The sequence below is a fragment of the uncultured Algoriphagus sp. genome, assembly GCF_963974835.1.
Classification (GTDB): domain Bacteria; phylum Bacteroidota; class Bacteroidia; order Cytophagales; family Cyclobacteriaceae; genus Algoriphagus.
This window is the reverse complement of record NZ_CAXBET010000002.1, coordinates 224,709-250,277: the sequence shown is the minus strand read 5'-3', so window position 1 is coordinate 250,277 and position 25,569 is coordinate 224,709. Positions and strand designations below refer to the sequence as shown.

Below are 25,569 nucleotides of genomic sequence, written 5' to 3'. Positions count from 1 at the left end.
TTTTGATCTGAAAATCAATATTTAACGTCTCTCTTTTTAATTCCCTTAAACCCTTTTCTATTAATTGGATCTAAAAGAGGAATGAATAAAAACGGTGATCAGGAAATCCTTCTACTTATCCAAGACCATGAAACCAGGGAAATGGGTTTTAGGCAGCTAATCCTGACTTACCAGAAGCGTGTCTATCATGTGATCAGACGAATGGTATTAATTCATGAAGATGCTGATGACATTACTCAAAACACCTTTATCAAGGCTCATCAGCATATAGAAAAGTTTCAGGGCCAATCGAGTCTATTCACCTGGTTATACCGGATTGCTACGAATGAATCTTTAAGTTTTCTTGAAAAGAAGAGGAAACGATTCTTTTTCTCCATCGATGACCATCAGGAGAAAATGGAATCTTATATTGATCAACAAGGCAATATGGACGGGGATGAGATACAACGCTTACTTCAAAAGGCCCTACTCAAACTTCCTGATAAACAGCGTTTAGTATTTCATCTTAAATATCAGGAAGATCTCACTTATGAGGAAATAGCTGATATCACAGGCACCAGCATTGGGGCTCTAAAGGCAAGTTATCATCATGCCGTCAAAAAAATCGAACATTCCCTAACAAGAGAATAAACTATTGGACTTCAACCAAGTCTAAACTCATACGATGCAAAAATTTCCGAAAATTAAAGATTTCAAGGCTCCAGGAGGGTATTTCGATACTCTTCCTGATAAAATCATAGACAGACTACAACCACAAAGATCCATTGGCTGGATGAAATATGCCGCCGCCGCAGCACTACTTGTTATAAGCTTGGGAGTATGGCAATTGAACACCCCGAGTTCCCAGTCTGTAACTTTATCTATGGAAGAAGAAGTTAGTCTTTATATTGAAAGTCAGTATTGGACAGCTGAGGATGTATTGGGAGTAGTGGATAATCCTGAAGAAATACTGGATCAGATCTTGGCTGAAGAAATGGTTTACGAAGTTGATTTCATTGAAGAAGAAGAAAATCAAAATTGGTTTTAACAATTATGAGAAAATATACAATACTAGTTATCCTGTTTTTTATTGTGATCGGGACTTCACTTGCACAGCGACCTGGAGACAGATATGACAGGGAAAAGCTGGAAGCTGCCAGAGTAGCTTTTATCACTACACGATTAGATCTGAAGCCAGAGCAAGCAGAGAGATTCTGGCCAATTTTTAATGTATTTAATGATGCCAGAGAAAAGAATCTCAAAGAGATGTCTGAATTGGGCAGGGTGAAAGACATTGAAATATCTGAAAGTGAAGCTAAGGCAAGAATTTCAAAAAAATTCGAGATCCAGAGAAAAATGATACTTGATGAGGAAAAGTTCGTAAGGGATTTGTCTAGCGTCTTGACCTATAATCAAATCATTCAGCTAAATGGACTTTCCAGAGAATTCGCCAGACACATTTATCAAAGAAGAAAAGGTGAGTCTCAAAAATAAAAAAAGCGGTTGAACCGCTTTTTTTATTTGATATCCTTTTTCAGTAGGTCTCTAATTTCTTCAAGAAGAACCTCAGATTTTGGAGGAGCAGGTGGTGCCGATGGAGCAGCTTCTTCTTTTTTCTTCAAACTGTTGATTCCCTTCACCGCTAGAAAGATCACAATAGCAATGATTAGAAAATCCACGACATTTTGAATAAATATACCGTAGGTCAAAAGCACTGGTTCCGTCACGACTTCCCCCTCAGCATTGGTCACCCCTTCTTTCAGCACTATTGATAGATCGGTAAAATTTACTCCACCTAGCAATAATCCTATAGGAGGCATCACTACATCTTTTACAAAGGAGGAAACAATCTTTCCGAATGCTCCACCTATAATCACAGCTACCGCCAGATCAATTACATTGCCTTTGACAGCAAACTCTTTAAACTCTTTCAGAAATCCCATAGGTATTTGGTTAATGGTTGAAATATTTATTGAATATTTTAAAAATTATCATTCTATCCAAGGCTTAGGGTATTTAGTAGACATTTTAATTGATAAAAAGTGCAGTTTGAAGAGGATATTCAACCAAAAAACAGAACTCTATAGCTTATTTTTTCCTTAACATTGCAAGCTTAAATTCACAAAATAATGCAGGCACCCAAAGCCAAAAAAATAGCTCAGCTCCTGGAGACCCATGGACATCAACGTACTGATAATTATTATTGGATGCGAGATAGGGATAATCCTGAGGTTATAGATTATCTGAATGCTGAAAACGAGTATCTTAAAACTACTCTTCAATCGACGGAAGAATTTCAGGAAAAATTATTTCAGGAAATGAAGGGTAGAATTAAAGAAGATGATGAAAGCGTACCCTACCTAAAATCCGGTTATTACTGGTATGTTAAATATGAAACGGGAGGCGAATATCCTCTCTATTGCCGCAAAAAAGGAAATTTAGATGCTACCGAGGATATATTTCTGGATGTCAATTTACTTGCCGAGGGCAAAGCGTATTACCAGGTAGGTGGCACAGCAGCTACTTCTGATCTGAAGACCCTTGCTTTTGCTACTGACGACGTAGGAAGAAGAATATATGAGATTCAATTCAAAGATCTTGAAACAGGAGAAATTCTTCCAGATCGTATTCCTGACATTACAGGAAATTTCGCCTGGGCTGCGGACAACCAAACTCTTTTCTATTCCAAACAGGATCCAGAAACACTGCGATCCTATCAGATCTACTCGCATAAGCTAGGTACTCCTACAGCAAGTGATAAGCTGATTTATGAGGAAAAGGACGAGGAATTTTCTTGCGTAGTTCATAAGACTAAGTCTGAAAAGTTCATCTTAATTCACTCAGAAAGTACTATCTCTTCCGAATTAAGATTTTTGAATGCCTCTACCCCATTAGGAGAATTCCAGGTGTTGCAGTCACGAATTCCTTTCTTGGAATATGCTGCAGATCATTATGAGGATCATTTTTGGATCAGAACCAACCATGAAGCTCAAAACTTTAAGCTAGTCAAAGCACCTATAAGTAACCCATCACTAGAAAATTGGGAAGATGTTATTCCACATCGTGAATCAGTTTTATTGGAAGACTTTGATATATTTTCCCATTTCTTAGTTGTACAGGAAAGAACTAAGGGACTGTGTAACATCAATATTAGACCATGGGACGGTACCTCTGGACACTATCTGCAATTTGATGATGAAACATATACTGCTTGGATAAGTACAAATCCAGAGTTTGAAACCGATATCCTTCGATTTGGATATAATTCACTGGTCACTCCTGCCAGCACGTTTGATTACCATATGGTTACAAAGGAGAAAACGCTTCTGAAGCAGCAGGAAATAGTTGGAGGATATGATTCTGCCGATTACAACTCTGCCAGAATATGGGCTAAAGCTTCAGACGATGTCATGGTTCCGATTTCGCTGGTATACAAAATCGACAAATTTAAACCTGGAGGATCAAATCCTCTCCTGCTCTACTCCTATGGATCCTATGGATACAGTATGGATGCATATTTCTCCAGTAGTCGATTAAGTTTGCTAGACAGAGGATTTGTATTTGCTATAGCTCACATACGAGGTGGTGAAGATCTAGGCCGCGCGTGGTACGAGGATGGAAAAATGCTCAAAAAACGAAACACATTCACTGATTACATTAGCTGCGCTGAGCACTTGATAGCTGAAAAATACACTTCGCCAGAGCACTTATATGCTATGGGAGGAAGCGCTGGGGGATTGCTGATGGGAGCTGTGATGAATATGAGACCAGATCTATTCAACGGACTGATAGCTTCTGTGCCCTTCGTCGATGTGGTGACCACCATGCTCGATGAAAGCATACCACTGACTACTGGAGAATTTCAGGAATGGGGAAACCCTAAGAATTCTGAGTATTATCAGTACATGCTTTCCTATTCCCCGTATGATAATGTCGAGGCCAAGGATTATCCTAATTTGCTGATCACATCCGGGCTTCACGACAGTCAAGTTCAATATTGGGAGCCTACCAAATGGGTAGCAAAACTTAGAGAATTGAAAACTGACACAAAACTTCTCCTACTCCACACCAATATGGAAGCTGGACATGGAGGAGCTTCAGGCAGATTTAATTCACTTAAGGAACTGGCATTGGAATATACTTTCTTGCTTTATTTGGAAAAATTGACCTGAAAATACCATTTGATAGCCTTTAAATAACATTAACCAAAGGATCAGGGAAAGATTTTTCCTAACTTTGGGCTAAACCTATTTGACCTAGCTTAATGAAAATAGCCCTAATTGCCCATGATGGTAAAAAAGCCGACATGGTTCATTTTTTAAGTGGATTTAAGGAAAGACTCCATCAGGCAGATGTAGACCTTGTTGCTACAGGAACAACTGGGTCACACATCGAAAAATCAGGATTTGAAGTACAGAAACTTCTTTCCGGACCATACGGAGGTGATGCTCAGATTGCTGCTATGGCCGCACAAAAAGAACTGGCGATGGTAGTATTCTTCAGAGACCCACTAGATAAGCATCCGCACGAACCTGACGTTCAAATGTTGATGAGGATATGTGATGTACATAATATTCCATTAGCCACCAATCCGGCTTCTGCCGATCTAATGTTTAAAGCCCTAACTCAAACCTTATAATGGAACCTAAAACCATCAAAAAAATAGGCGTACTTACTTCCGGAGGCGATTCTCCTGGGATGAACGCTGCAATCCGCGCTGTCATAAGAACCGGTTTGTATTATGATCTTGAAATGTATGGAATCTACCGAGGCTATGAAGGTATGATTCATAATGATATTAAAAAGATGGAATCTAAGAATATCACTCACGTACTAGAGCGTGGTGGTACCTTTTTGAAATCTGCCAGAAGTGCTGAATTCCGTACTCCGGAAGGCCGAAAAATTGCCTATGACAATCTTGTAAGCCATGGTATTGATGCTTTGGTAGTGATCGGAGGGGACGGCTCTTTGACCGGAGCACATTTATTCTATAAGGAATTTGGTATTCCTGCAATAGGACTTCCAGGCACGATTGACAATGATCTTTCAGGCACAGATTCTACCATTGGATTTGATACTGCATGTAACACTGCTATAGAAGCTATAGATAAGATCCGTGATACTGCCACATCTCACGACAGACTTTTCTTCGTAGAAGTAATGGGAAGAGATGCAGGCTTCATAGCTATCAACGCCGGTATTGGAAGCGCAGCGGCAGCCATTCTTATTCCTGAGAAAAAGATGCCGATTGAACACCTGGTAGACAAACTGAAGATAAGAACCAAAGCGAAGAAAGCATCCAATATTGTAATTGTGGCGGAAGGTGGTAAAAGTGGCGGAGCTACAGAAATAGCTGCTCTAGTAAGCAAACACCTACCTTACTACGATATCAAAGTAACTATCCTGGGTCACTTACAGCGTGGAGGTTCTCCAAGTTCATATGATCGTCTACTGGCTTCTAAGCTTGGAGTTGCTGCTGTAGAAGGTTTGCTTCAAGGTAAATACGATGTGATGGCTGGTCTGATCAACAACAAAGTGGTCTACACGCCTATCAAAAAAGCCATAGTGGATGACAAGTCTGTAGACGAAGATGATTTCAGAGTAGCTAAGATTTTATCTACTTAATTGTCTTTTGCTCGCGAATCTTTTAAAACCTAAATGGCTTCAATTATTGACCTTTGAGTCCTGATGTTTCAGAATTCAAAGGTCTTTTTATTTTATACCATTTTGAAAACGGAATAAAAAACTTCAGTACAACCGTTTTGATCTATTCAATGCCCCAGCTTAAAACAAAAAAAGTCACCTTAGCAGGTGACTTTTAATTATTTGATGGTAGAGAAAATTAATTTCGATTTACCGCATTAAGCATATCAAAAGCAAGCTCAAGACGCTTCACGAAATTCTCTTCTCCCTTGCGCAACCAGTTTCTTGGATCGTAGAATTTCTTATTAGGACTATCTGCTCCTTCTGGATTACCCAGCTGAGTCTGAAGATACGCCTCATTTTTCTTATAATTATTCAAAATACCTTCCCAGAATGCCCACTGCATATCTGTATCGATATTCATTTTGATAGAACCATAGCTGTTTGCTTCTCTGATTTCCTCAACCGTAGATCCAGATCCACCATGGAATACAAAGTTCAAAGGTTTACCTGTCAATCCATGCTTCTCTTTGATGAAGTCCTGAGAGTTTTTCAAGATAATAGGTTTCAAGCTGACATTTCCTGGCTTGTAAACTCCGTGGACGTTACCGAAAGCCGCAGCAATAGTGAATAGATCTCCGATTTCCTTCAGATGTTCATAAGCATAGGCTACTTCTTCAGGCTGAGTGTAAAGCTTAGATGAATCTATATCAGAATTATCTACACCATCTTCTTCTCCACCAGTAACACCAAGTTCAATTTCGATAGCCATTTCCAACTTCTCAAATTCCTTGAAGTATTCACAGGAAATCTCGACGTTTTCTTCCAGAGGCTCTTCGGAAAGATCCAACATGTGAGAGCTATACAAAGGTTTTTTGTGGGTAGCATAGTAAGCTTTACCTGCATCCAAAAGGCCGTCTATCCAAGGCAGCAACTTCTTAGCTGCATGATCGGTATGCAAAACAACTGGAACACCGTATGCCTCAGCCATCAAATGCACGTGGTGCGCACCGGAGATACCACCGGCAATGCTCGCCTGCTGCTTATCATTTGCTAGGGATTTACCCGCAAAAAACTGTGCTCCACCATTAGAAAACTGGATGATTACAGGAGAATTTAGCTTTTTAGCTGTCTCCAAAACTGCATTCACAGAGTTCGTATTGATTACATTTACCGCAGGCATCGCAAACTCGTTCTCTTTTGCGTAAGCATAAAGATCTCTAAGTTCTTCACCGTATTTTACTCCAGGTTTAAATTTCATGTCTTATTAGGTTTGTTTATTTCAAGATTTATTGGCCAAAAAAAGGTCACTTCTGTAACATAAGCTTCAAAGATATAAATCCCTAACTTATAATTCCCCACATCTAAATCTAAAATCGCCCCCCAAAAAACAATTCTTTTCCCGCAATCGATTACAAACCGTGGAATTTTCAAATTTTCTCATTTGACCCTGATTTTTTTAGAACAATCTCATTCCATATCAACTTCTATAATGGTTTCTGATAATTTCAGTCACAAATTTCTTCCAAATATTTATAGGTTGACAATAAGTCGAGTTAATCTCTAATCTATTTTTTATACTTGTAAGACATGAAACTAGGTCAAGCTACAATTAAGGACATTGCACGCGAGTTAAATTTATCTGCCTCTACAATCTCCAGAGCGCTGAAGGATTATCCGGGAATCAATGATGAAACTAAGCGAAAAGTAAAAGAAGTCGCAGAGAAACTTAATTACAGGCCAAATGCTATCGCGTTATCCCTTCGACAAAGTAGGTCATTTACCATAGGTGTAATCATTCCAGAAGTAGTGCATTTTTTCTTTTCCACGGTAGTAAGTGGAATTGAGGAAGTTGCAAATTCGCGCGGATACAATGTGATTCTTACACAATCCAACGAGAAACTTGACCGCGAGATTTCAAGCATGGAAACTATGCTCTCCAATCAGATTGATGGAGTATTGGTAAGTTATTCGAAGGAAACCAAGACTTTTGAGCACTTCACTAAATTGCTTGATCATAACTTTCCCATTGTATTTTTTGACCGTGCTCCGGCTATTCCAGGCGCTATCAATGTCATGGTGGACGATTACCAAGGCTCCTTTGATGCTACGTCACATCTGATCAGCCAAGGCTATAAAAAAATTGTTCATCTAGCAGGCCCTAAGACTCTGAAGATAAGTAAAGACAGAGAAAAAGGCTATATGGATGCTTTGGAGCAAAACGGATTAAAATTTAATCCTGATTACATTATACCATGTCCTATGGGGACACTTGAAGAAAGTAGGGGTCTGGTTGGAAACCTTATTAATTCCTTTCCGGAAAGGCCGGATGCCTATTTCTCCTGTCATGACATAGGAGCCGTAGGTGCAATGATGGCTTGCAGAGACGCAGGTTTGAAAGTCCCTCTTGAAGTAGGAATCGTGGGTTTTAGTGATTGGCAATTTTGCTCGATGCTGGAGCCGCAACTTTCTTCTGTGTCGCAGCCAGGATTTACGATGGGAGCAAAAGCAACCGAAATTCTTATAGATATCATTGAGAAAAAGCTTGACCCCAAAACGATGGAACAAACCCTCATTTTGGAGACAAAACTCATGGTGAGGGATTCATCGAAAAGATTTTAGAAAAAAAATCATTTTTTTCTATCACAGATTGCAAACGTTTGAATAGGGCTAATTCCTAAATCTACGCGTATTCCATTTTCATATTAGACAATATTCATGGCCGGTGGTACCTTTCAGGATTTTTATGATTCATAATTGGTTCTAAATTAGTTGCACTGCTACATCTAAAGAGCAATAAATCCATGACCAAGGTACTTACCGATTCTCTTCATCAATCCTCTTCTTCACGATATATTCCCATTGGCAAAATAGACAAGTGGGATAAAACCAACGATGGATTTGTTGCCCATAGTCCAACGGCACAGATCAAAATAACGCTTTTTAGCGAAGGGATCATACGGATTCAGTGTAGCCGAAATCCTAATTTCGACCCCAACCCCTACTCCATTGTAGCTGATCAAGAAACCGTTGATTTCAATTTTGAAGAATTGGATAATTCACTTTATCTAAAAACTGCCTCAATTACCCTACAGTTTGATTTGGTGAATGGTATTTGTTCTTTCTTCGATTCGGAAGGTACTTTACTGAACAAGGATCATTCTCTTGGTATATCTTGGATAGGGACAGAAGTCACTTGCTACAAAGAGTTGCAGCAAAATGAGAAATTTATAGGTCTTGGGGAGAAGACCGGTAATCTCAATCGTATTGGCCGAGCATTTACCAATTGGAATACGGACTATTTTGGTTATGGTATAAATGATGATCCGCTTTATGCCAGCATTCCTTTTTACATGGGATTACTAGGTGATAAAGCATACGGAATATACTTTGACAATACACATAAGAGCGTGTTTAACTTTGGTGCTTCAAATGACCGTTTCACTTATTTCAATGCTGAGGATGGGGATATGGACTATTATTTCATACATAAACCAAACGTAGCTGAGATCATTAAGAGTTACAGTAATTTGACTGGCACAATGAAAATGCCACCTAAATGGGCTCTTGGTTTTCAACAATGTAGATATTCCTATTATCCAGACAAGGAAGTTTTGACCTTGGCCAATACCTTCCGGGACAAGGAAATGCCTGCCGACGTAATCTACCTTGATATACATCACATGGAAGAGTACAAGGTTTTCACGTTTGATGGCGAGAAATTTTCTGATCCAAAAGGACTTATCACAAGACTCAAGGAAAAAGGTTTTAGGGTAATTGTGATTTTGGACCCTGGTATAAAATCTGAAGATGAATACTTGCCATACCAAGAAGGGAAAGAACAGAATCTTTTCGTAAGCTATCCTGATGGCACAGAATACTTAGGCCAGGTTTGGCCTGGCTGGTGTGCTTTCCCTGATTTCACCAATCCAGCTACCAGAAATTGGTGGATGGAGAAAATGGCTTTTTACACTGAAGCAGGAGTAGATGGATTCTGGACCGATATGAATGAGCCTGCTTCTTGGGGACAGTTCACACCAAACCTTATCGAATTTAATTACGATGGTAATACCTCATCTCACCGCAAAGCCCGGAATATTTACGGTATGCAGATGGCTAAAAGCACTCAGCAAGGTTCTATTAAAAACTATCCCAACCAACGTCCTTTTGTGCTGACAAGATCTGGTTTCTCAGGAGTACAGCGCTACGCCGCTATATGGACGGGAGATAATATCTCCACAGAAGAACATATGCTCGCTGGCATTCGCCTGGTAAATAGTCTTGGCATGAGCGGGATACCATTTTCGGGATATGATGTAGGTGGCTTTGCCGGTGAAGCGACCAAGTCACTTTATGCCCGTTGGATGAGCATAGGAGCTTTTTCCCCACTTTTCCGAGCACATTCCATGATCAATAGCAATGATGCGGAACCTTGGGCATTTGGTGAAGAAGTAGAGGAAATATCCAGAAGCTATATGAAGCTTCGATACAAATTACTTCCAACAATATACAGTAGTTTTCGCAAGAGTAGCCAAAGTGGATTACCCGTCGCGGCAAGCTTGGCTATAGATTACTCAAATGATCCCCTAGTTTTCCTTTCAGCCTATCAAAATCAATATTTGTTTTGTGATAATCTCATGATAGCTCCGGTGGAAAGCTATCGGGAAATCATGAAAGTATATTTGCCTAAGGGAAATTGGTACTACCTTTTCACCGATCAATCCATCAAAGGCGGACAGGTCATTTATCAGGATTGTCCCCTGAACAACTTGCCGGTTTACGTGAAAGAAGGAAGCATTCTTGTCATGCAGTCTGACATACCTCACACAGCCTCCAAAAATGATGGTACGCTCTATATTCACCTTTATGCCGGAAGTAAAGGTTCTACATACGAGCATTATGAAGATGATGGGATAAGTTTTTACTTTGAATCGGGAAATTATCTGGAACGTGAAATGACTTTTTTACCAGAGGAAGAGATGCTGATTATCGATAGTTGCACAGGCGATTTTCCTAGCGAATATTCCTCCTTACGTTTCTATCTTCATGGATTTCAAACTGAATCAGTCATGATAGACAATCAAACTTTCGAATTGAAATATGAGAGTTATGCATTTTTGGATAAATTGAGTGAGTTTGACCCTTTACCGGACTTGAGCTACCCACATCTTTCTATCCCAAAGTTGAAGTTCTTCGAGATAAAAAACACCTCAGAAAAGCTGCAGATTCATGGATTAGCTTAGCCCAGCAACGAGAACCAATTCTTTAATAAAACCCAAATGACCCACTTCAAAAAGAAGTTAGATTTCTGGCAAATCTGGAACATGAGTTTCGGTATGATTGGGATTCAATTTGGCTTTGCACTGCAAGGAGGATTTATGTCTAGAATCTTCCAGACTCTTGGTGCAGATAAAGATGCAATCCCCATACTCTGGATCGCAGCTCCTCTTACAGGTCTTCTTATTCAGCCGATAGTGGGATACCTTAGCGATCGCACTTGGCATAAGAAGTTTGGACGTAGAAAACCTTATTTCTTTGTGGGTGCATTGCTAAGTTCCATTGCATTGTTTTTTACACCGTATTCCTCTGCACTATGGATGGCAGCTGGCGCATTGTGGATTTTGGATGCTTCTATCAACATCAGCATGGAACCTTTTCGTGCATTGGTAGCTGACAAACTCCCAGATTCTCAGCGGTCTTATGGATTTGTTGTCCAGACATTAATTATTGGAATAGGAACTTGGGTAGCTTCCAATCTTCCTTGGTTGATGACAAAATTGGGGGTGCCAAACACTGCTCCAGAAGGTGTAGTTCCTGATTCAGTCAAGTATGCTTTTGCAGTTGGCTCTCTTGTACTCTTTACTTCTATCCTCTATACCATTCTTAAAACTGAAGAGTATCCTCCTGAGGATTTGGAAAAGTTCGAAGCGGAAAAAGCTAAAACAAAAGGGATATTAACGGGATTCAAGGAAGTGACCGGAAGTATTGCAGGCATGCCTACTGTAATGAAACAGCTCGGAGTAGTCCAGTTTTTCTCTTGGTTTGCCTTCTTTACCATGTGGAGCTTCGCAACTCCCGCAATAACGGAACACGTGTTTGGTGCTACCGATCCTAGCTCCGCAGCGTATAACAATGCTGCCGATAGCGTAGGAAATTATCTTGGCACTTACGGGTTGGTTTCTATGTTTGCTGCTTTGATTCTATCGCTATTCACGAGCAAATATCTCATCAATAGAAAATTACTACACTTAGCCAGCTTGATTGCCGGTGGCTTAGGTTTTATACTTATCTATTTTATCACAGAACCATGGATGTTGCACATCTGCTTTGCTCTGGTAGGCATAGCTTGGGCAAGCATTCTCTCCATGCCTTATGCCATGCTTTCCAGCTCAGTAGATCCTAACAAAATGGGGATTTACATGGGTATTTTCAATATGTTCATTGTCATTCCCCAGATCATCGCTGCGATTGGCGGGGTTAATTTCCTATACAAATTGCTATTCGGCGAAGCCGTAATTAACACTATGCTACTGGCAGGAACTCTTTTAATACTAGCAGGACTCAGCAATCTATTGATTACTGACAGAAAAGCTGCCCACGACTAATAAAATCAAAATTTCTCTAAACGGGAATTTGTTTTACCTGCCGGTTCTTACCTTTGGCGGAAGAAAAAAACGAACTATGAAAATCCTTAGAATCACCGGAGTTCCTGAGCATTTTAATTTCCCTTGGAAAAAGGTTGTGGCTACACAACCTTTCGAAAAAGAAGGTATAAGATTGCTCTGGACTGACGAATCCAGAGGATCTGGTCAAATGAACAAGGATCTTAGGGAAGATAATACAGACATAGCACTTGTTCTAACAGAAAGTTTCTTGAAAGATTTTGAAGCTGGAAATCCATCCAGAATGATTGGTCTTCATGTAAAGTCTCCACTGACATGGGGAATCCATATTTCGGGTGATTCCCCAGTAAACTCACTCGAAGAAATAAATCATCCTACTTTTTTGATTAGCAGAGAAGGCTCAGGATCGCAGCTGATGAGCTATGTGCTTGCAGAGAGAGAAGGCTGGGATGCGGAAAAATTGAATTTTAAAATTGTAAATAATCTCTCAGGAGCATTAGAAGTAATGACTCCAGAGAAGCCAGAAATGTTTCTTTGGGAAAAATATACCACCAAACCTTGGGTAGATTCTCAGGAAATGAAAAGAATAGGAGAAGTGTCAAGCCCTTGGCCTTGTTTCGCTATTATCGTTACAGAAAAAGCCCTGTCGGAATTTGGTGATACTATCTATCAACTAAGAGATTTAGTGTATCAAGAAGCCCTGAACCTTCAAAGTAGTGCCTCCGCTATTGAAGATATTTCCAAAAATTACGAGTTAAATACCAACGATGTGAAGGAATGGTTATCTCAAACAACTTGGGCTACAGACGCGAAGATCTTAGGAAGTCAGCTGATGAATTCGATGAAAACCATGAAAAGCTTGGAGATAATTTCTAAAGGAATTCCATTTGATGAATTCCTTACTACAGGGAATGTGCTAATTGTTGACTAAAACTTTGCTGCCTGGAACTTTAATACACACTTTAGTACCCTGTCCCTCTTCACTTCTAATCAGTAATTCCCCACCATTCATACGGGTGAATTCCTTACAGATCTGTAAGCCTAAACCAGAACCTTTCTCCCTGTTGGTACCTAATTTTGAATTAGTGATCACATAATCCTCTGTGAGTAACTCATTAATTTGAATTTCACTCATACCAATTCCTTGGTCTTCTATACAGAAAACAACCATGTCATTTTCCAAATCTGCGGAAAGCATGATTACGTCTCCAGGCTTAGAGAATTTCACTGCATTGTTCAATATATTTCTGATCACCACCTCAATCAGATCCCTGTCAGCAAAAATATCCAAATCATCGTAATATGAGGAATATTCAATATCAAGAGATTTTTCCTTGAGCTTAGGCTTAATTAGTCTAACATTGGCCCCTACTAGATCGGCAAGATTAAAATTCACTTTATTCAGTTTAAATCCTTCCATCTGGGCCATTGACCATTTCAGTGTATTATTTAAAGTGAAATAAACGGAATCAACATCTTTCTTTAGATTTTGAACAAGATCTTCAAACTCATCCTTTTCCAATTGTCCTGAAATAAGCAAATCAACCAAAGATTTTACCTGCCCTACTGGGCCTCTCAGATCATGTCCAACTATAGAGAAAAGCTTATTCTTAGTCTGATTTATTTCTTGAAGTTGGCTTGACTTGGCCTCGAGATCTTCATTTTGCTTGAAAATCTGTTTCTTTTGGGACACCAGATGACGATTGTATTTTTTGATATTTCGGTTAAGCAAAAAGAGCCAAATCAAAAGCCCTAAAATCAAAAGTGATGCAACTCCAATCAAGACCATCACTCTTCTATTCATTTCCAATCTTGTCTGTTGATGCTCATTCTGAGCAACCAGCAAGTCTAATTCGGACTGATCCAAATCATCCTGAAACATGCCTTGCATTAGTGCCAGTCTATCTTTGCTGGCTTGATTTACGAGGGAATCATTTAAAACCACAAATTTTGATTGTTCCTCGAATGCTTTCTGGTAATCGCCATTTATCCGGTAATAATCAGCAAGGTATTTATGGCTTTTTGCAAGTTCATCCAGAAGGTTATTATTGCTCGACAATTCTATTCCCTCGAGCAGAATGCTCTTAGCGTTTTCTAGTTTGCCATTCAAAAGGTAGGTTTTCCCCAACCGATGGAGTACACTAGCTTGGAAAGTAGTCAGATTCTGGATTCTTCCATTTTCCAATGCTTTTAAGTAAATTATTTCAGCGGAATCAAGTTGATTTCTTTGTAAAAAAATATCTCCTAATACACGGTTAGAAAATGAAAGTAAGTAAGGTGACCCAGCATTTACATTCGTTTCAATAGCCTTCAGCGCATAGTATTTGGAAGAATCCAATTCATTTTTAGCTAAGAAGTTAAATGCAACATTATTCAGACTTCTAATCATAGTGTAGAGATCGCCAGTCTTCATACTTATTGCATACGCATTCTTAAACTGCTCAATCGCCTGGGAATAACTTTGTTGCTCATAGTAAAGAGCTCCCATGCTATTCATGACCTTTGCTGCCTGTTCCAAGTTATTAGCCTCCATAGAAAGGACATAGGCAGATTTTGAATAGTCAAAAGATTTTTGCCACTTTCCTCTGCGGTAATATATCCAGCCAAGATTTTCCTTAGCTTTTGCTTCTTCTGACTTGTTCTCAAGTTTTTGAGCAAGTTTTTCAGCTTCTAAGGCATAATTAAAGGCTGCATGCTGTTCGATTTCACGAAGGTAAAATGACAACTCATTAAGAGTGCTCAACCTTTCTTCCCCGTTGGAGTCAGGGAGAATGTTTTTAAGACTATCTACGTTAGGGATCTGTGCAAACGTACCTGTAGATGCAAAAGCAACAAAATACAGGACAAAAAACAGAAAAGAGTATGATTTCGAATTCAAGCGGTATTTATCATTTTACAACGGTGAAAATAAGCAAAATAAGCTAATCTCAATAAATAAAATTGAAAGTCCGCAGGCTATCTACTTTTTAAGTTCTTCCCAATTCCAATCTTTGTTTATCTGGGTAATTGCATGATGAGCAGTCAAATCATATTGACAGGGAACTATGGAAACATAGTTGTTAGCGATCGCCCATTCATCATTATCCTCACCCTTATCAAAATTCACAAAATTACCAGCCAGCCAAAAATACTTTCGCCCATTAGGATCAAATCGCTCATCAAATTCTTCCTGCCATTTGGCTTCTGCCTGACGACAAACTTTTATCCCTTTGATTTCCTCGTTTTGTTTCGGTGGAAAATTTACATTTAGCGCTATCCCTTTTGGAATTCCCCCTTCCAATACTTGCTTTGCAATCTTCTCCACCCACTCTTCCACATGAGAAAATTCTGCATTTGAAGAGAAATCGCATAAACTAAACCCAATTGATGGGTAACCTTCCATAGCGCCTTCAATTGCTGCGGACATAGTACCGGAGTAAAGAACTGAAATGGACGTATTAGAACCATGATTGATCCCACTAACTATTAGATCAGGACTTTTATCCTTCATCACATAGTGCTTTGCCAGTTTCACACAATCTGCAGGAGTACCACTAGATTTGTAGGCTTTTACTCCCTCAAAAATCTCCACCTCTTCTAAACGTAAAGTTTCTCCTATTGTAATGGCATGCCCCATTCCAGACTGTGGACTATCAGGAGCTACCACGACCACATCCCCAAGTTTTTTCATAGCAGATACTAGAACACGTATCCCTTTGGAGGTGATCCCGTCGTCATTTGAGACGAGAATTAAAGGCTTGGACATTTAGTTTTGATTCAATTCGTTGTAATAGGCTGTTATGCGAAGAAGATCTCCCCTCTTGTCATAATCTAAGCGGTTTTTGCGCATAAAAAGTGAAATCTGATCATCATGACCGGGTAGCATTTCAAAAAGATCTTTTTTCTTCATGCTGTACTGTTCAATTTTGCCGTTCTTCAAAAAATAGTATTTGAATGCTAATCTGTAACCCATCATAGATTGCGGACTATAAAATGGATTCATCCCATAGCCTCCCATCATTCCGTAGGAATTCATTCCTCGCGAGTCGGTTGCTACATATTCCCTACAAAGCAACGCCAAATCGTCTCCTTCGGTAAGCACCTCAAAGAACATGGGAGTTTCGTAATCACTATTCAAGGAATAAGGCAAGCTGAAAAACTTCCGAATTCCGCCATAAACTTCATCGAATAGCTCAAAATAAGTAACATTTGCGGCTGTAAAGGTATTCACAGTTTTATCCTGCAATTGGACTACGTTGTTTTCTAAGTCATATTTGATCTGACCTCCGTACACCTGTCCATCTGCTGAATAAATATTCCCCTTATGCCAAATTTGGGAAGGGAATTGATTCTGCGCAAAAGACGACCCGATGCTCAGATATAGCACACTAAGAGAGAAAATTAATTTTTTTACAGTTTCCATCATGGTTCTATTTACGCAATAATGAATTTTCAGGTTGAAATCATTAAATATTATTGACAAATTTCAAGATTACAACAGGATTTTATTTCAATATATTGTGTCCCATTTTATCTCTTTTTGTTTGGAGATACTTTTCATTGTGCACATTAGGGGCGATTTCAATAGGAACTTGTTCTACGATTTCGAGGCCATAGCCAAGCAATCCTACTCGCTTCTGAGGATTGTTAGAGATCAGTCGTAATTTTCTAACTTCCAGATCTCTTAAAATCTGGGCACCTACACCATAATCCCTACTGTCCGAAGGAAGTCCAAGAGCGAGATTAGCCTGTACAGTGTCCATTCCCTCTTCCTGAAGTTTATAAGCTTTGAGTTTGTTGATTAGCCCAATTCCTCTACCCTCTTGATTCATGTACAGAATGACTCCCTTACCTTCTTTCTGCACCATCTGCATAGCACCATGGAGCTGAGGTCCACAGTCACATCTGCAAGATCCGAATATATCGCCAGTCATGCATGAAGAATGTACCCGAACCAAAATAGGCTCGTCTTTCTCCCATTTACCTTTAAGCAAGGCTAAATGCAGTTCCTGGGTGTTTGTCTGACGAAAGGCTATTAACTCAAAATCACCAAAATCAGTAGGTAAATCTACTCCGATTTCCCGCTTAATAAGTGACTCGTGCTTCAGTCGATAAGCAATCAAATCTTTAATAGAAATCAACTTCAGATTAAATTTCTTTGCTACCTCAACCAAATCCGGAAGACGAGCCATTGTTCCATCTTCGTTCATTATTTCCACCAAAACTCCTGCAGGAGAAAATCCAGCTAAGCGGGACAAATCGATCGCTGCTTCTGTGTGTCCAGCTCTTCTGAGCACGCCACCTCTTTTAGCTTTAAGCGGGAAGATATGACCTGGTTTGCCGAGTTCGTTTGGGTCAATAGAATCATCGACAAGTGCTTTTATTGTCTTAGCTCTATCTGAAGCTGAAATACCAGTCGTACAACCATGGCCAATCAAATCAACAGATACGGTAAAAGGCGTTTCAAACGCTGCCGTATTGTTACCCACCATCATCTCCAGACCTAGTTTTTCACAACGGTCTTCTATCAAAGGAGCACAGATCAAACCTCGCCCATGCGTAGCCATGAAATTGATGATCTCAGGTGTCACTGTCTCTGCTGCGCAGACGAAATCACCTTCATTTTCTCTGTCTTCATCATCCACTACGATGATCACTTCACCATTTTTGATAGCTTCAATAGCATCTTCTATGGGATCCAGAATATATTTTTCCACGAAATTTGTGTTTGGATTAGTTCTTTGAAAAGCAAATTTACACGCTTTCGAATCTTAAACAGGATGAAGCCAAATAAAGTTTGGTTTTAGCCAATGACTATTCCTAGCTCCTTATCGATCTCCAGCTGTACTTTCTTCAGTTCGAAATAGATTACCTGAAACTCATTTACTTTATCCTCTGAAAGATGCTCCGACTCTGCGTTTTTTATTTTCTCCTTGGCCTCTTCCATCAGCTTCTGCACCATCTTTTTCTTCAACCTTAATATGGATTTAAACCCTGTGACCGTGAGATCATCCGATTCGGTTCCTATTATTATCTGGTGGGTATCAGTCCAATGGTGTGAAACTTCGTGACGCACTGTCACCAAGTCAATTACTTCTTTTTGAAGCTCTTGGTCCCCAAGTCCAATAAAGTACTCAGAGGTAGGTATTTCCCCTTGCGCCAAACTATTTCTGTACAGATTTAGAATTCTACTATATATTGGAATGGTAAACTCCAGATCTTCTGTCTCTGAAAGCAAATATTGGCACAAGTGCGTTTCCTCATCACTCAGCTTTTGCCAACCGTAATTGACGAGAATCCTGATCATCTCCCTCTCCTGAATTTTAAGAATTTCAGAGAATGAAGTAGCAGTCTCCTCCGGAATCAGTTCATGTACTGCCTGCTCGGCAAAGATGTCATCCTTTTGTTTGTTAAAATTCTCCTTTTGCCCTTTGAGCAAAATCTTATTCAGCTCGGCATGGATTATATCCTCCTCTATCCCTAAAAGCCCTGAAGCTTCTTTCGCATAAACAGAACGAATAATCGGATCAGGAATTTTTCCGATGCTTTGAACTACCTCCCGGATTACTTCCGCTTTCCGAATTGGGTTTTTGGTAAACTCCTCTTTGTATAATCCGATTTTAAAGCCAATGAAATCTCGGCTATTGTTTTCCAGGTAATCATGAAATGCCTGAGAACCGACTTTTCTTGAATAACTATCCGGATCTTCCCCATCAGGAAAAACGACAGCTTTCACATTCAGCCCACCCTCCAGCAATAAATCTATCCCACGAAGGGAAGCTTTGATACCCGCGGTGTCTCCATCATAAAGCACGGTAACCTGATCTGTAAAGCGCTTGATTAGTTTAATCTGACCATCGGTAAGCGATGTACCTGAAGATGCCACCACATTTTCAATTCCAGAAAGATGAAGACTTACCACATCAGTGTAGCCTTCTACTAGATAGCAATTGTCTTTCTCCCTGATTGCCTTTTTCGCCTGAAACATGCCGTATAACACATCGCTTTTGTGATAGACAGGCGTCTCCGGAGAATTTATATACTTGGGTTGACTCTTATCCTTGGTGAGAATTCGCGCACCAAAACCCAGTGGCTTGCCGGAAATATTGTGAATTGCAAAAATTACCCGATTTCTGAACCGATCGTAGACACGGGATGCATCCCCTTCCTTTTGAAGGATTAATCCAGCTTTCAATAAAACATCCTCTTTGAATCCTGCAGATTTTGCAGCATTCAGCAAATTATCCCAACCATCTAGGGCATATCCCAAGTCAAACTTTTCAATAATCGACGAAGTAAAACCCCGCTCCTTGAAATAGCTTAAGCCTATTGATTTCCCTTCAGCAGTTTGGAGGTTTTTGACAAAAAAATCACGGGCAAAACCTAAAGCAATCAATAAGCTTTCCCGTTCATTCTGGGCTTCATTCTGCTCAGGAGTGCGGGTCTCGTCCTCTTCTACTTCTATTCCATACCTACCAGCAATGTGTTTTATCGCTTCTTGAAAGCCTATCCCCTCAATATCCATCACAAACTGTATAGGATCTCCAGCTTTCCCACAGCCAAAGCATTTATAGATTTGCTTAGCAGGGGAAATTGAGAATGAAGGCGTTTTTTCCCCATGGAACGGACAGTTGGCCCAAAGATTCTGGCCTTTCTTTTTCATAGGTAAATAATCGCCGATCACCTCTTCGATGTCCATGCGTTCTTTGACCCTGTCCGTAGTAAGTTTGCTGATGCCCATAGGAAAATGAATGAGGCAAAGTTAAGCGCTCATTCTAAAAAATGAGAACTATTTAGCTTTTCATCAAGTTCAGAAATACAATAGATTTAATTCGTTCTTTATTTAGAAGTCATTAAGCTCTAAATTGCGAAAAATTACAACATTCACCCCATGCAGTTAACGAAGGAGAATATCCTCAGAACACTTTCCAGAGTACAAGACCCGGATCTAAAAAAGGATCTGGTGACTCTGGGTATGATACAGAAAATTGAAATCAACGGTAATAAAATAAGCTTCAACGTAGTTCTCACTACTCCCGCTTGTCCTCTTAAGGAGGTGATCAAGAATAATTGCCTGGAAGTGCTGGAAGAAGATTTTGGCAAAGAGCCTGAATGGGATCTTTTCATGACTTCACAGGTAACTACAGTGAGAAATGCAGCTCCAATTTTACCTCAGGTGAAAAACATCATTGCCATTGCATCCGGTAAAGGAGGAGTTGGTAAATCAACAACAGCTGCAAATCTTGCCGTTTCGTTGGCTAAGCTTGGCGCTAAAGTGGGTTTGATTGATGCAGATATTTCAGGCCCTTCTATTCCTACCATGTTCAATGTGGAAGCAGAGCAACCAGCTGTTAAAAAAGTTGGTGATAAAAACATCATCGTTCCTATTGAGCAATATGGAGTGAAGCTAATGTCAATAGGTTTTCTTACTCCTGTAGACAGTGCAGTGGTGTGGAGAGGTCCCATGGCCAGTTCCGCATTAAAGCAGTTTATCTCTGATGTAGAGTGGGGTGAACTGGATTATTTACTAATTGATTTGCCACCAGGAACTTCCGATATTCACCTGACTATGGTGCAAACTGTACCTGTGACGGGTGCCGTAATCGTCACTACACCACAGAAAGTCGCCTTGGCAGATGCGAACAAGGGTTTGTCCATGTTTCGCCAGCCCCAAATTAACGTACCTATCTTAGGTGTTATTGAAAATATGGCTTATTTTACGCCCGAAGAATTGCCTAATAATAAGTATTATTTATTCGGAAAAGAAGGTGGAAGAAGATTGGCCGAAAAATACTCCGTACCATTCTTAGGTGAAATTCCAATAGTACAAAGTATTAGGGAAAGTGGGGATTCAGGCTATCCAGCAGTATTGAAAACCGGCATTACCCAAGAATCATACATGAATTTGGCAGAAGAAATCGCCAGACAAATTGCCATAAGAAATGCCTCTTCGGAAAAAACTGAAGTGGTGGAAATTAAAGCTTAATGAATATGCAACCAGAACTAAGAGAACAAATAGAATTTGCACTAGACACAATTCGACCATATCTGGAAGCAGATGGAGGTAATGTGAGGATAGTAGAGCTTACTGATGACATGGTATTGAAACTTGAATTATTAGGTTCATGTGGCTCTTGCCCTATGTCGACCATGACATTAAAAGCTGGCGTAGAAGAAGCCATTAAGCGGGCTATTCCTGAAATCACCCGTGTGGAAGCCGTCAACCTAACTATCGCCTAATTAGATTTTGAATGAAAAAAGGTTTACGGGTAATTGACAAAGCCAGTATGCTCCTGCTGGGAGCGCTTTTCGTGTTTTCATCAGGCTTTGCTCAGCAATCCCAGACCTTTGAACTCACAAATCAGCTAAATCAGACCAACTCCCACACACACAGGGAACAATGTGGTCATGTGATTATTGAACAAAAAATGGAAAAGGAATTAGGCTATTTTGGCTCAAAACCCTTTTTCGAGAAATGGATAAATGATAAGATAGAAGACGATACCTTTCAATCTCAAATCCTATCAAGAACAAACGCAGATTTAATCCAGATTCCGGTTGTAGTACACGTGATCCACACGGGAGCATCCGAAGGAGTAGGTACAAATGTTCCAGAATCACAAATCCTGGAACAGATCCGAATCTTGAATGAAGATTTTCAGCGTCTCAATGCTGATGCTGTCAACACTCCGGCAGAATTCCTTCCCTTTGCCGGACAAATTAATATAGAATTTGTTCTTGCCAAGCAAGACCCTTCAGGACTGCCTAGTGATGGAATCACCAGAACTCAAGGCTCAAAATCCTCCTACGATCCCAATAATGATGCGACGTTGCTCGCCCAACTTATACAGTGGGATCCAAATGAATACATGAACATGTATGTGGCTCCATTATTAAGCCCATATATTGGTTATTCTTCATTCCCTGTCTCTGACTTGCCTGGTCTGGAAGGAGCTCCATCTTCAGCTCTTACTGACGGAGTGGTAATAGATTATAGATATTTTGGCAGAGGTGGAAGTGCGGTTGCAGCATCTTTAGGACGTACAGCAACTCATGAAGTTGGTCATTTCTTTGGCTTAAGACACATTTGGGGTGATGGTGGATGTGGTGTCGATGACTTTGTAGAAGACACTCCTCTTCAGGACAATTCCAACAATGCCTGTAGTTCTAATGTCTCTAGATTCAGCTGTGATTCCAATGATATGATCCAGAATTATATGGATTATACACCTGATGCCTGTATGAATTTGTTTACCCAAGGTCAGGTAGAAAGGTTTGAAGTGGTGCTTGCAAATAGTCCAAGAAGAGTGACTTTGATTAACAACAGAGCTACCCAAGAACCAATACTCGCTCAAAACGATTTGGCTATAGCCAGAATAATTGAGCCAGGTGATTTTGTCTGTGATGCGGTAATCAACCCATCTATAGAAATTCTCAATGCAGGAGAAAATGTATTGACTTCCGGCAGAGTAGAATTGAGAAGAAATGGAGTCTTGGTAGAATCCAAAAGGGTTACTTTTAACCTTACGACTGGAGAAAGTGAAATTGTAAATTTCAACCAGTTGACACTTGTAGGACCTACCAATAACCTTGAATTCAGAATCACACAGGTAAATAATGTGACCGATGAGGTCACTACAAATAACAGCCTAACTGTATCTCCTGTACTTGAACAACCCATAACCCTTCCTTATTCGGCTGATCTAAGCACCTTCCCTTCTCCTTGGTCAATCTCTAATCCGGACGAACTGATGACTTGGGAAAAGAATAGCCTGACTATTTCAGGGACTGTTCAGGACTTGGCATACGTGAGACATTACGAATATGATGCTCAAGGACAGCTAGACTATTACATATCCCCTATCATCAACTTGGCTCAATATCCAAATGCCCAATTGATATTTGAAATGGCGTATGCCCAGTATGACCAGGATGGATTTACGGATAGGCTGCTAGTGGCGATTTCTCAAGACTGTGGCAATACCTTTGATATTGCAAATGCTCCTTATAATAAAAGTGGACAGCTTTTGGAGACTTCACCTGCCACTCTAGATGAATTTATACCGACGGATGACAGCCAGTTCAGAACGGAACTAGTGAATCTTTCAGAATATTCCGATCTGGGATCAATTCGACTGGCATTTATCACTGAAAACTCTTACGGTAATAATATCTACATTAAGAACATCAGAATTCTTCCAAATGAAGAATTCAACTACGATATCAGTATAGATTCTATAGTTTCTCCAACTCCTATTTCTGACGGAAAAAATGAAGCTGAAGTAGTCACATTAACAAACAGAGGTAATCTACCTTTTTCAAGTTTCCTATATTCTACGAGCACTAATGATGCTGGCACACAAACTTATGTGGCTAGTGGGATCACAGTACAGCCTGGTGAAAGCTTTGACGTGAGTACGCCAAACTCTACATCGACAGGAAAGAACAAGTTGGAATTTGTGGCCTCGCTTCCAAATTTCGATCAGAATGGGAATAATTCCGACAGTATAGAGGAATTTGTAATAGTTAATGAAGATTCTATTCAAGCTCCATGGAGGCAAAATTTCAATAATTCAACTGCGTTAACTCCTTGGCAAACAATTAATCCTGAATCTGACGACCAATCATGGACGGTATCATCAGTGTCTATGGGCGAAGGTCCTAATAACGTAGCCAGACTTTCAACAGTCAAAAATGGCGAATCCTATTGGTTAGGAACTCCAATTTTTGACCTGTCAGTGAGTCGGCAGGCCAGCATTTTCTTCGATTTGTCAGTTGGGCAAGTGGGACCTAATACTACTTTAAAAGTATTGGCAAGTGATAATGGAGGAAATGACTATACCGAAGTTTGGGCGGCCAGCGGAGCAGATCTTTCTACTGTCTCAGTCGGTGAATCCAATCCTAACAGCACGGGAGATTACGTTCGCAAATTCATTAATCTAACTGAATTTGCCGGATCTGGAAAAACCGCTGTAAGGTTGGCCTTTGTAGTTGAAAATGGTAGTACATCGGACTCTCCTATTTATTTGGACAACATTGAGCTCTTTTTAAACGCAAACCCAGAACCGGTGATACCTGCAGTAGGAATGTCATTGATCTATCCTAACCCGGCACGTGATGTATTTAATGTTGCTTTCAACTTACAGGATTTTGAAGATGTTACTATTCAGGTCATCTCGAGTACAGGTGCTCTAGTCCAGGAAATTGAATATCCAGGCACACTAAACCAGACTTATTCATTCAGTACACAGTTGTTTTCCAAAGGGGTGTTTATTGTAAAAATATCCAGCAATACGATAAGGGAAACAAAAAGGCTCATCATTAATTAATCAAAAATAAGCCGAAGAAATCCTCTTCGGCTTATTTTTTGCCTTAAGATTTCACCAGTTTTAGGGGAAACCTTCGTTGTAAGGATTGAATTTCCCACTTATCTTTAACTATTAAAGTTTCTCAGGCATTTCATTCAACCTCTCTTTTGAAAAAGATATTAATCAACCTTCTAGCGATCATCGGAATATCCATTTTACTGGGTTACCTTTTTTTGAAAATCTACCTTCCCATGTACACTAACCATGGCGAATCCGTCTCAGTACCTGATTTGTCAGGGTACACTTATGATGAAGGAGTGGATATGTTAGATCGCGCAGGGCTTCACTATGAAGTATCCCTTGACTCGGGCTTCAATACTGACTTAAAGACCTTTGCTATTTTGAAACAGATTCCAGAGGCAAATTCTCAGGTGAAAACTGGCAAAACCGTGTATATCACATTGAATGCTAAAAATCCACCCATGCTGAAAATGCCAAACTTGGTAAATACTCACCTCAAGAATGTGCAGGATATTTTAGCAAACATGGGGTTGGAAAGAGGAGACATAGTCTACGTTCCGGATATTGCTACCAATGTAGTATTGGAACAAAAGTACCGTGGAGTAGATGTATCTGAAGGATTTGAAATTCCGAAAGGTGCAAGAATTGACTTGGTAGTTGGTGATGGTCTGGGAAATCAAATTCTCGCTGTCCCTAATTTAAAAGGAATGGACGAAGTGGACGCTGAGTTTCTGATTTTGGGTTCCAGCCTTAGAGTGGGTAATAAATACTATCTTGATACTGATTCTATAGCTCCTGGCAAGGTCCTACGACAAGCTCCTTCTGCATCCGTGCAAGTGAAAACAGGGGAATTAATAGATCTATGGATCGCCAAGGATAATCTCTAAGCTTAATGCTAAACACAAGCCATATATTTCGAGTGAGTGGACTAATTTTTAGTCTCTTCATTTCGACTTGGGCCCATGGCCAATTGGTAGAGTTTGCCCCAGTCCAACATCAAAAAATTAAAAATCAAT

At 40.0% G+C, this 25,569-nt stretch carries 21 protein-coding genes; 14 read left to right on the top strand and 7 right to left on the bottom strand.

Annotated features, from left to right (window positions below; genetic code table 11):
- The first annotated feature begins 81 nt into the window (after window positions 1–81).
- From AACZ73_RS07110 to AACZ73_RS07100, 3 genes are read left to right on the top strand one after another with little or no spacing between them, the layout of a single operon-like run.
- On the top strand, window positions 82–630 hold the full coding sequence (locus AACZ73_RS07110) for an RNA polymerase sigma factor (RefSeq protein ID WP_339876691.1): 549 nt from the start codon (window positions 82–84) through the stop codon (window positions 628–630).
- Between the two features lie 34 nt (window positions 631–664).
- On the top strand, window positions 665–1,027 hold the full coding sequence (locus AACZ73_RS07105; protein WP_339876689.1) for a hypothetical protein: 363 nt from the start codon (window positions 665–667) through the stop codon (window positions 1,025–1,027).
- Between the two features lie 5 nt (window positions 1,028–1,032).
- Window positions 1,033–1,473: a hypothetical protein gene (locus AACZ73_RS07100; RefSeq protein WP_339876687.1), complete on the top strand. Its 441-nt coding sequence runs from the start codon at window positions 1,033–1,035 to the stop codon at window positions 1,471–1,473.
- A gap of 23 nt (window positions 1,474–1,496) precedes the next feature.
- On the opposite strand, the gene mscL is transcribed toward AACZ73_RS07100, so the two are convergent.
- Window positions 1,497–1,922 carry a large-conductance mechanosensitive channel protein MscL gene (gene mscL / locus AACZ73_RS07095; protein ID WP_339876686.1) on the bottom strand — a complete coding sequence of 142 codons (426 nt, stop codon included), beginning with the start codon at window positions 1,920–1,922 and terminating at the stop codon, window positions 1,497–1,499.
- A 186-nt stretch (window positions 1,923–2,108) separates the two neighbouring features.
- On the opposite strand from mscL, the gene AACZ73_RS07090 reads away from it, so the two are divergent.
- The 3 genes from AACZ73_RS07090 (at window position 2,109) to pfkA (ending at window position 5,604) form a co-directional block, all read left to right on the top strand.
- The gene (locus AACZ73_RS07090; RefSeq protein WP_339876684.1) at window positions 2,109–4,151 is read left to right on the top strand and encodes a S9 family peptidase; all 2,043 of its coding nucleotides are present in this window, start codon (window positions 2,109–2,111) and stop codon (window positions 4,149–4,151) included.
- Window positions 4,152–4,243: 92 nt separating this feature from the next.
- Window positions 4,244–4,618, top strand: a complete 375-nt coding sequence (locus AACZ73_RS07085; protein WP_339876682.1) for a methylglyoxal synthase — start codon at window positions 4,244–4,246, stop codon at window positions 4,616–4,618.
- Window positions 4,618–5,604 (top strand): 6-phosphofructokinase, encoded by a 987-nt coding sequence (pfkA, locus tag AACZ73_RS07080; RefSeq protein ID WP_339876680.1) that lies wholly within the window; start codon window positions 4,618–4,620, stop codon window positions 5,602–5,604. The genes AACZ73_RS07085 and pfkA overlap by 1 nt, the downstream gene beginning before the upstream one ends.
- A gap of 217 nt (window positions 5,605–5,821) precedes the next feature.
- On the opposite strand, the gene fbaA is transcribed toward pfkA, so the two are convergent.
- Window positions 5,822–6,883 carry a class II fructose-bisphosphate aldolase gene (gene fbaA / locus AACZ73_RS07075; RefSeq protein ID WP_339876678.1) on the bottom strand — a complete coding sequence of 354 codons (1,062 nt, stop codon included), beginning with the start codon at window positions 6,881–6,883 and terminating at the stop codon, window positions 5,822–5,824.
- A gap of 329 nt (window positions 6,884–7,212) precedes the next feature.
- On the opposite strand from fbaA, the gene AACZ73_RS07070 reads away from it, so the two are divergent.
- The 4 genes from AACZ73_RS07070 (at window position 7,213) to AACZ73_RS07055 (ending at window position 13,176) form a co-directional block, all read left to right on the top strand.
- Entirely contained in the window at window positions 7,213–8,244 is a 1,032-nt protein-coding gene (locus tag AACZ73_RS07070) for a LacI family DNA-binding transcriptional regulator (RefSeq protein WP_339876676.1), read from the top strand.
- 182 nt (window positions 8,245–8,426) lie between these two features.
- Window positions 8,427–10,865: a glycoside hydrolase family 31 protein gene (locus tag AACZ73_RS07065; protein WP_339876675.1), complete on the top strand. Its 2,439-nt coding sequence runs from the start codon at window positions 8,427–8,429 to the stop codon at window positions 10,863–10,865.
- Between the two features lie 36 nt (window positions 10,866–10,901).
- Window positions 10,902–12,227 (top strand): MFS transporter, encoded by a 1,326-nt coding sequence (locus AACZ73_RS07060; protein WP_339876673.1) that lies wholly within the window; start codon window positions 10,902–10,904, stop codon window positions 12,225–12,227.
- A 76-nt stretch (window positions 12,228–12,303) separates the two neighbouring features.
- Window positions 12,304–13,176 (top strand): ABC transporter substrate-binding protein, encoded by an 873-nt coding sequence (locus AACZ73_RS07055; protein ID WP_339876672.1) that lies wholly within the window; start codon window positions 12,304–12,306, stop codon window positions 13,174–13,176.
- Here the strand turns inward: AACZ73_RS07055 and AACZ73_RS07050 are convergent.
- The 5 genes from AACZ73_RS07050 to dnaG all read right to left on the bottom strand — a co-directional run bounded on the left by AACZ73_RS07050 (window position 13,162) and on the right by dnaG (window position 19,965).
- Window positions 13,162–15,123, bottom strand: a complete 1,962-nt coding sequence (locus tag AACZ73_RS07050; protein ID WP_339876670.1) for an ATP-binding protein — start codon at window positions 15,121–15,123, stop codon at window positions 13,162–13,164. The genes AACZ73_RS07055 and AACZ73_RS07050 overlap by 15 nt on opposite strands.
- 81 nt (window positions 15,124–15,204) lie before the next feature.
- Complete coding sequence (gene surE / locus AACZ73_RS07045) at window positions 15,205–15,990, bottom strand: 5'/3'-nucleotidase SurE (RefSeq protein WP_339876668.1); 786 nt, start codon at window positions 15,988–15,990, stop codon at window positions 15,205–15,207.
- On the bottom strand, window positions 15,991–16,647 hold the full coding sequence (locus AACZ73_RS07040; RefSeq protein WP_339876667.1) for a hypothetical protein: 657 nt from the start codon (window positions 16,645–16,647) through the stop codon (window positions 15,991–15,993). It lies immediately after the preceding gene.
- Between the two features lie 82 nt (window positions 16,648–16,729).
- Entirely contained in the window at window positions 16,730–17,941 is a 1,212-nt protein-coding gene (locus tag AACZ73_RS07035; protein WP_339876665.1) for a bifunctional 3,4-dihydroxy-2-butanone-4-phosphate synthase/GTP cyclohydrolase II, read from the bottom strand.
- An 86-nt stretch (window positions 17,942–18,027) separates the two neighbouring features.
- A complete protein-coding gene (gene dnaG / locus AACZ73_RS07030) occupies window positions 18,028–19,965 on the bottom strand; it encodes a DNA primase (protein ID WP_339876664.1) in 1,938 nt (645 codons plus the stop codon).
- A gap of 150 nt (window positions 19,966–20,115) precedes the next feature.
- Here dnaG and AACZ73_RS07025 point away from each other — a divergent pair, with 150 nt between their 5' ends.
- From AACZ73_RS07025 to AACZ73_RS07010, 4 genes are all read left to right on the top strand, one after another.
- Window positions 20,116–21,210, top strand: a complete 1,095-nt coding sequence (locus AACZ73_RS07025) for an Mrp/NBP35 family ATP-binding protein (protein WP_339876662.1) — start codon at window positions 20,116–20,118, stop codon at window positions 21,208–21,210.
- Window positions 21,211–21,215: 5 nt separating this feature from the next.
- Window positions 21,216–21,464, top strand: coding sequence for a NifU family protein (locus AACZ73_RS07020; RefSeq protein WP_339876660.1), 249 nt, complete (start codon window positions 21,216–21,218; stop codon window positions 21,462–21,464).
- Between the two features lie 11 nt (window positions 21,465–21,475).
- The gene (locus AACZ73_RS07015; protein WP_339876658.1) at window positions 21,476–24,553 is read left to right on the top strand and encodes a M43 family zinc metalloprotease; all 3,078 of its coding nucleotides are present in this window, start codon (window positions 21,476–21,478) and stop codon (window positions 24,551–24,553) included.
- Between the two features lie 146 nt (window positions 24,554–24,699).
- Entirely contained in the window at window positions 24,700–25,440 is a 741-nt protein-coding gene (locus AACZ73_RS07010) for a PASTA domain-containing protein (protein ID WP_339876656.1), read from the top strand.
- Window positions 25,441–25,569 lie beyond the last annotated feature (129 nt).

Bases quoted from the DNA above. Each gene is read 5' to 3' on its own strand.
- AACZ73_RS07110 (WP_339876691.1), top strand. From the start codon at position 82: ATGAATAAAAACGGTGATCAGGAAATCCTTCTACTTATCCAAGACCAT.
- AACZ73_RS07105 (WP_339876689.1), top strand. From the start codon at position 665: ATGCAAAAATTTCCGAAAATTAAAGATTTCAAGGCTCCAGGAGGGTAT.
- AACZ73_RS07100 (WP_339876687.1), top strand. From the start codon at position 1,033: ATGAGAAAATATACAATACTAGTTATCCTGTTTTTTATTGTGATCGGG.
- mscL (WP_339876686.1), bottom strand. From the start codon at position 1,922: ATGGGATTTCTGAAAGAGTTTAAAGAGTTTGCTGTCAAAGGCAATGTA.
- AACZ73_RS07090 (WP_339876684.1), top strand. From the start codon at position 2,109: ATGCAGGCACCCAAAGCCAAAAAAATAGCTCAGCTCCTGGAGACCCAT.
- AACZ73_RS07085 (WP_339876682.1), top strand. From the start codon at position 4,244: ATGAAAATAGCCCTAATTGCCCATGATGGTAAAAAAGCCGACATGGTT.
- pfkA (WP_339876680.1), top strand. From the start codon at position 4,618: ATGGAACCTAAAACCATCAAAAAAATAGGCGTACTTACTTCCGGAGGC.
- fbaA (WP_339876678.1), bottom strand. From the start codon at position 6,883: ATGAAATTTAAACCTGGAGTAAAATACGGTGAAGAACTTAGAGATCTT.
- AACZ73_RS07070 (WP_339876676.1), top strand. From the start codon at position 7,213: ATGAAACTAGGTCAAGCTACAATTAAGGACATTGCACGCGAGTTAAAT.
- AACZ73_RS07065 (WP_339876675.1), top strand. From the start codon at position 8,427: ATGACCAAGGTACTTACCGATTCTCTTCATCAATCCTCTTCTTCACGA.
- AACZ73_RS07060 (WP_339876673.1), top strand. From the start codon at position 10,902: ATGACCCACTTCAAAAAGAAGTTAGATTTCTGGCAAATCTGGAACATG.
- AACZ73_RS07055 (WP_339876672.1), top strand. From the start codon at position 12,304: ATGAAAATCCTTAGAATCACCGGAGTTCCTGAGCATTTTAATTTCCCT.
- surE (WP_339876668.1), bottom strand. From the start codon at position 15,990: ATGTCCAAGCCTTTAATTCTCGTCTCAAATGACGACGGGATCACCTCC.
- AACZ73_RS07040 (WP_339876667.1), bottom strand. From the start codon at position 16,647: ATGGAAACTGTAAAAAAATTAATTTTCTCTCTTAGTGTGCTATATCTG.
- dnaG (WP_339876664.1), bottom strand. From the start codon at position 19,965: ATGGGCATCAGCAAACTTACTACGGACAGGGTCAAAGAACGCATGGAC.
- AACZ73_RS07025 (WP_339876662.1), top strand. From the start codon at position 20,116: ATGCAGTTAACGAAGGAGAATATCCTCAGAACACTTTCCAGAGTACAA.
- AACZ73_RS07020 (WP_339876660.1), top strand. From the start codon at position 21,216: ATGCAACCAGAACTAAGAGAACAAATAGAATTTGCACTAGACACAATT.
- AACZ73_RS07015 (WP_339876658.1), top strand. From the start codon at position 21,476: ATGAAAAAAGGTTTACGGGTAATTGACAAAGCCAGTATGCTCCTGCTG.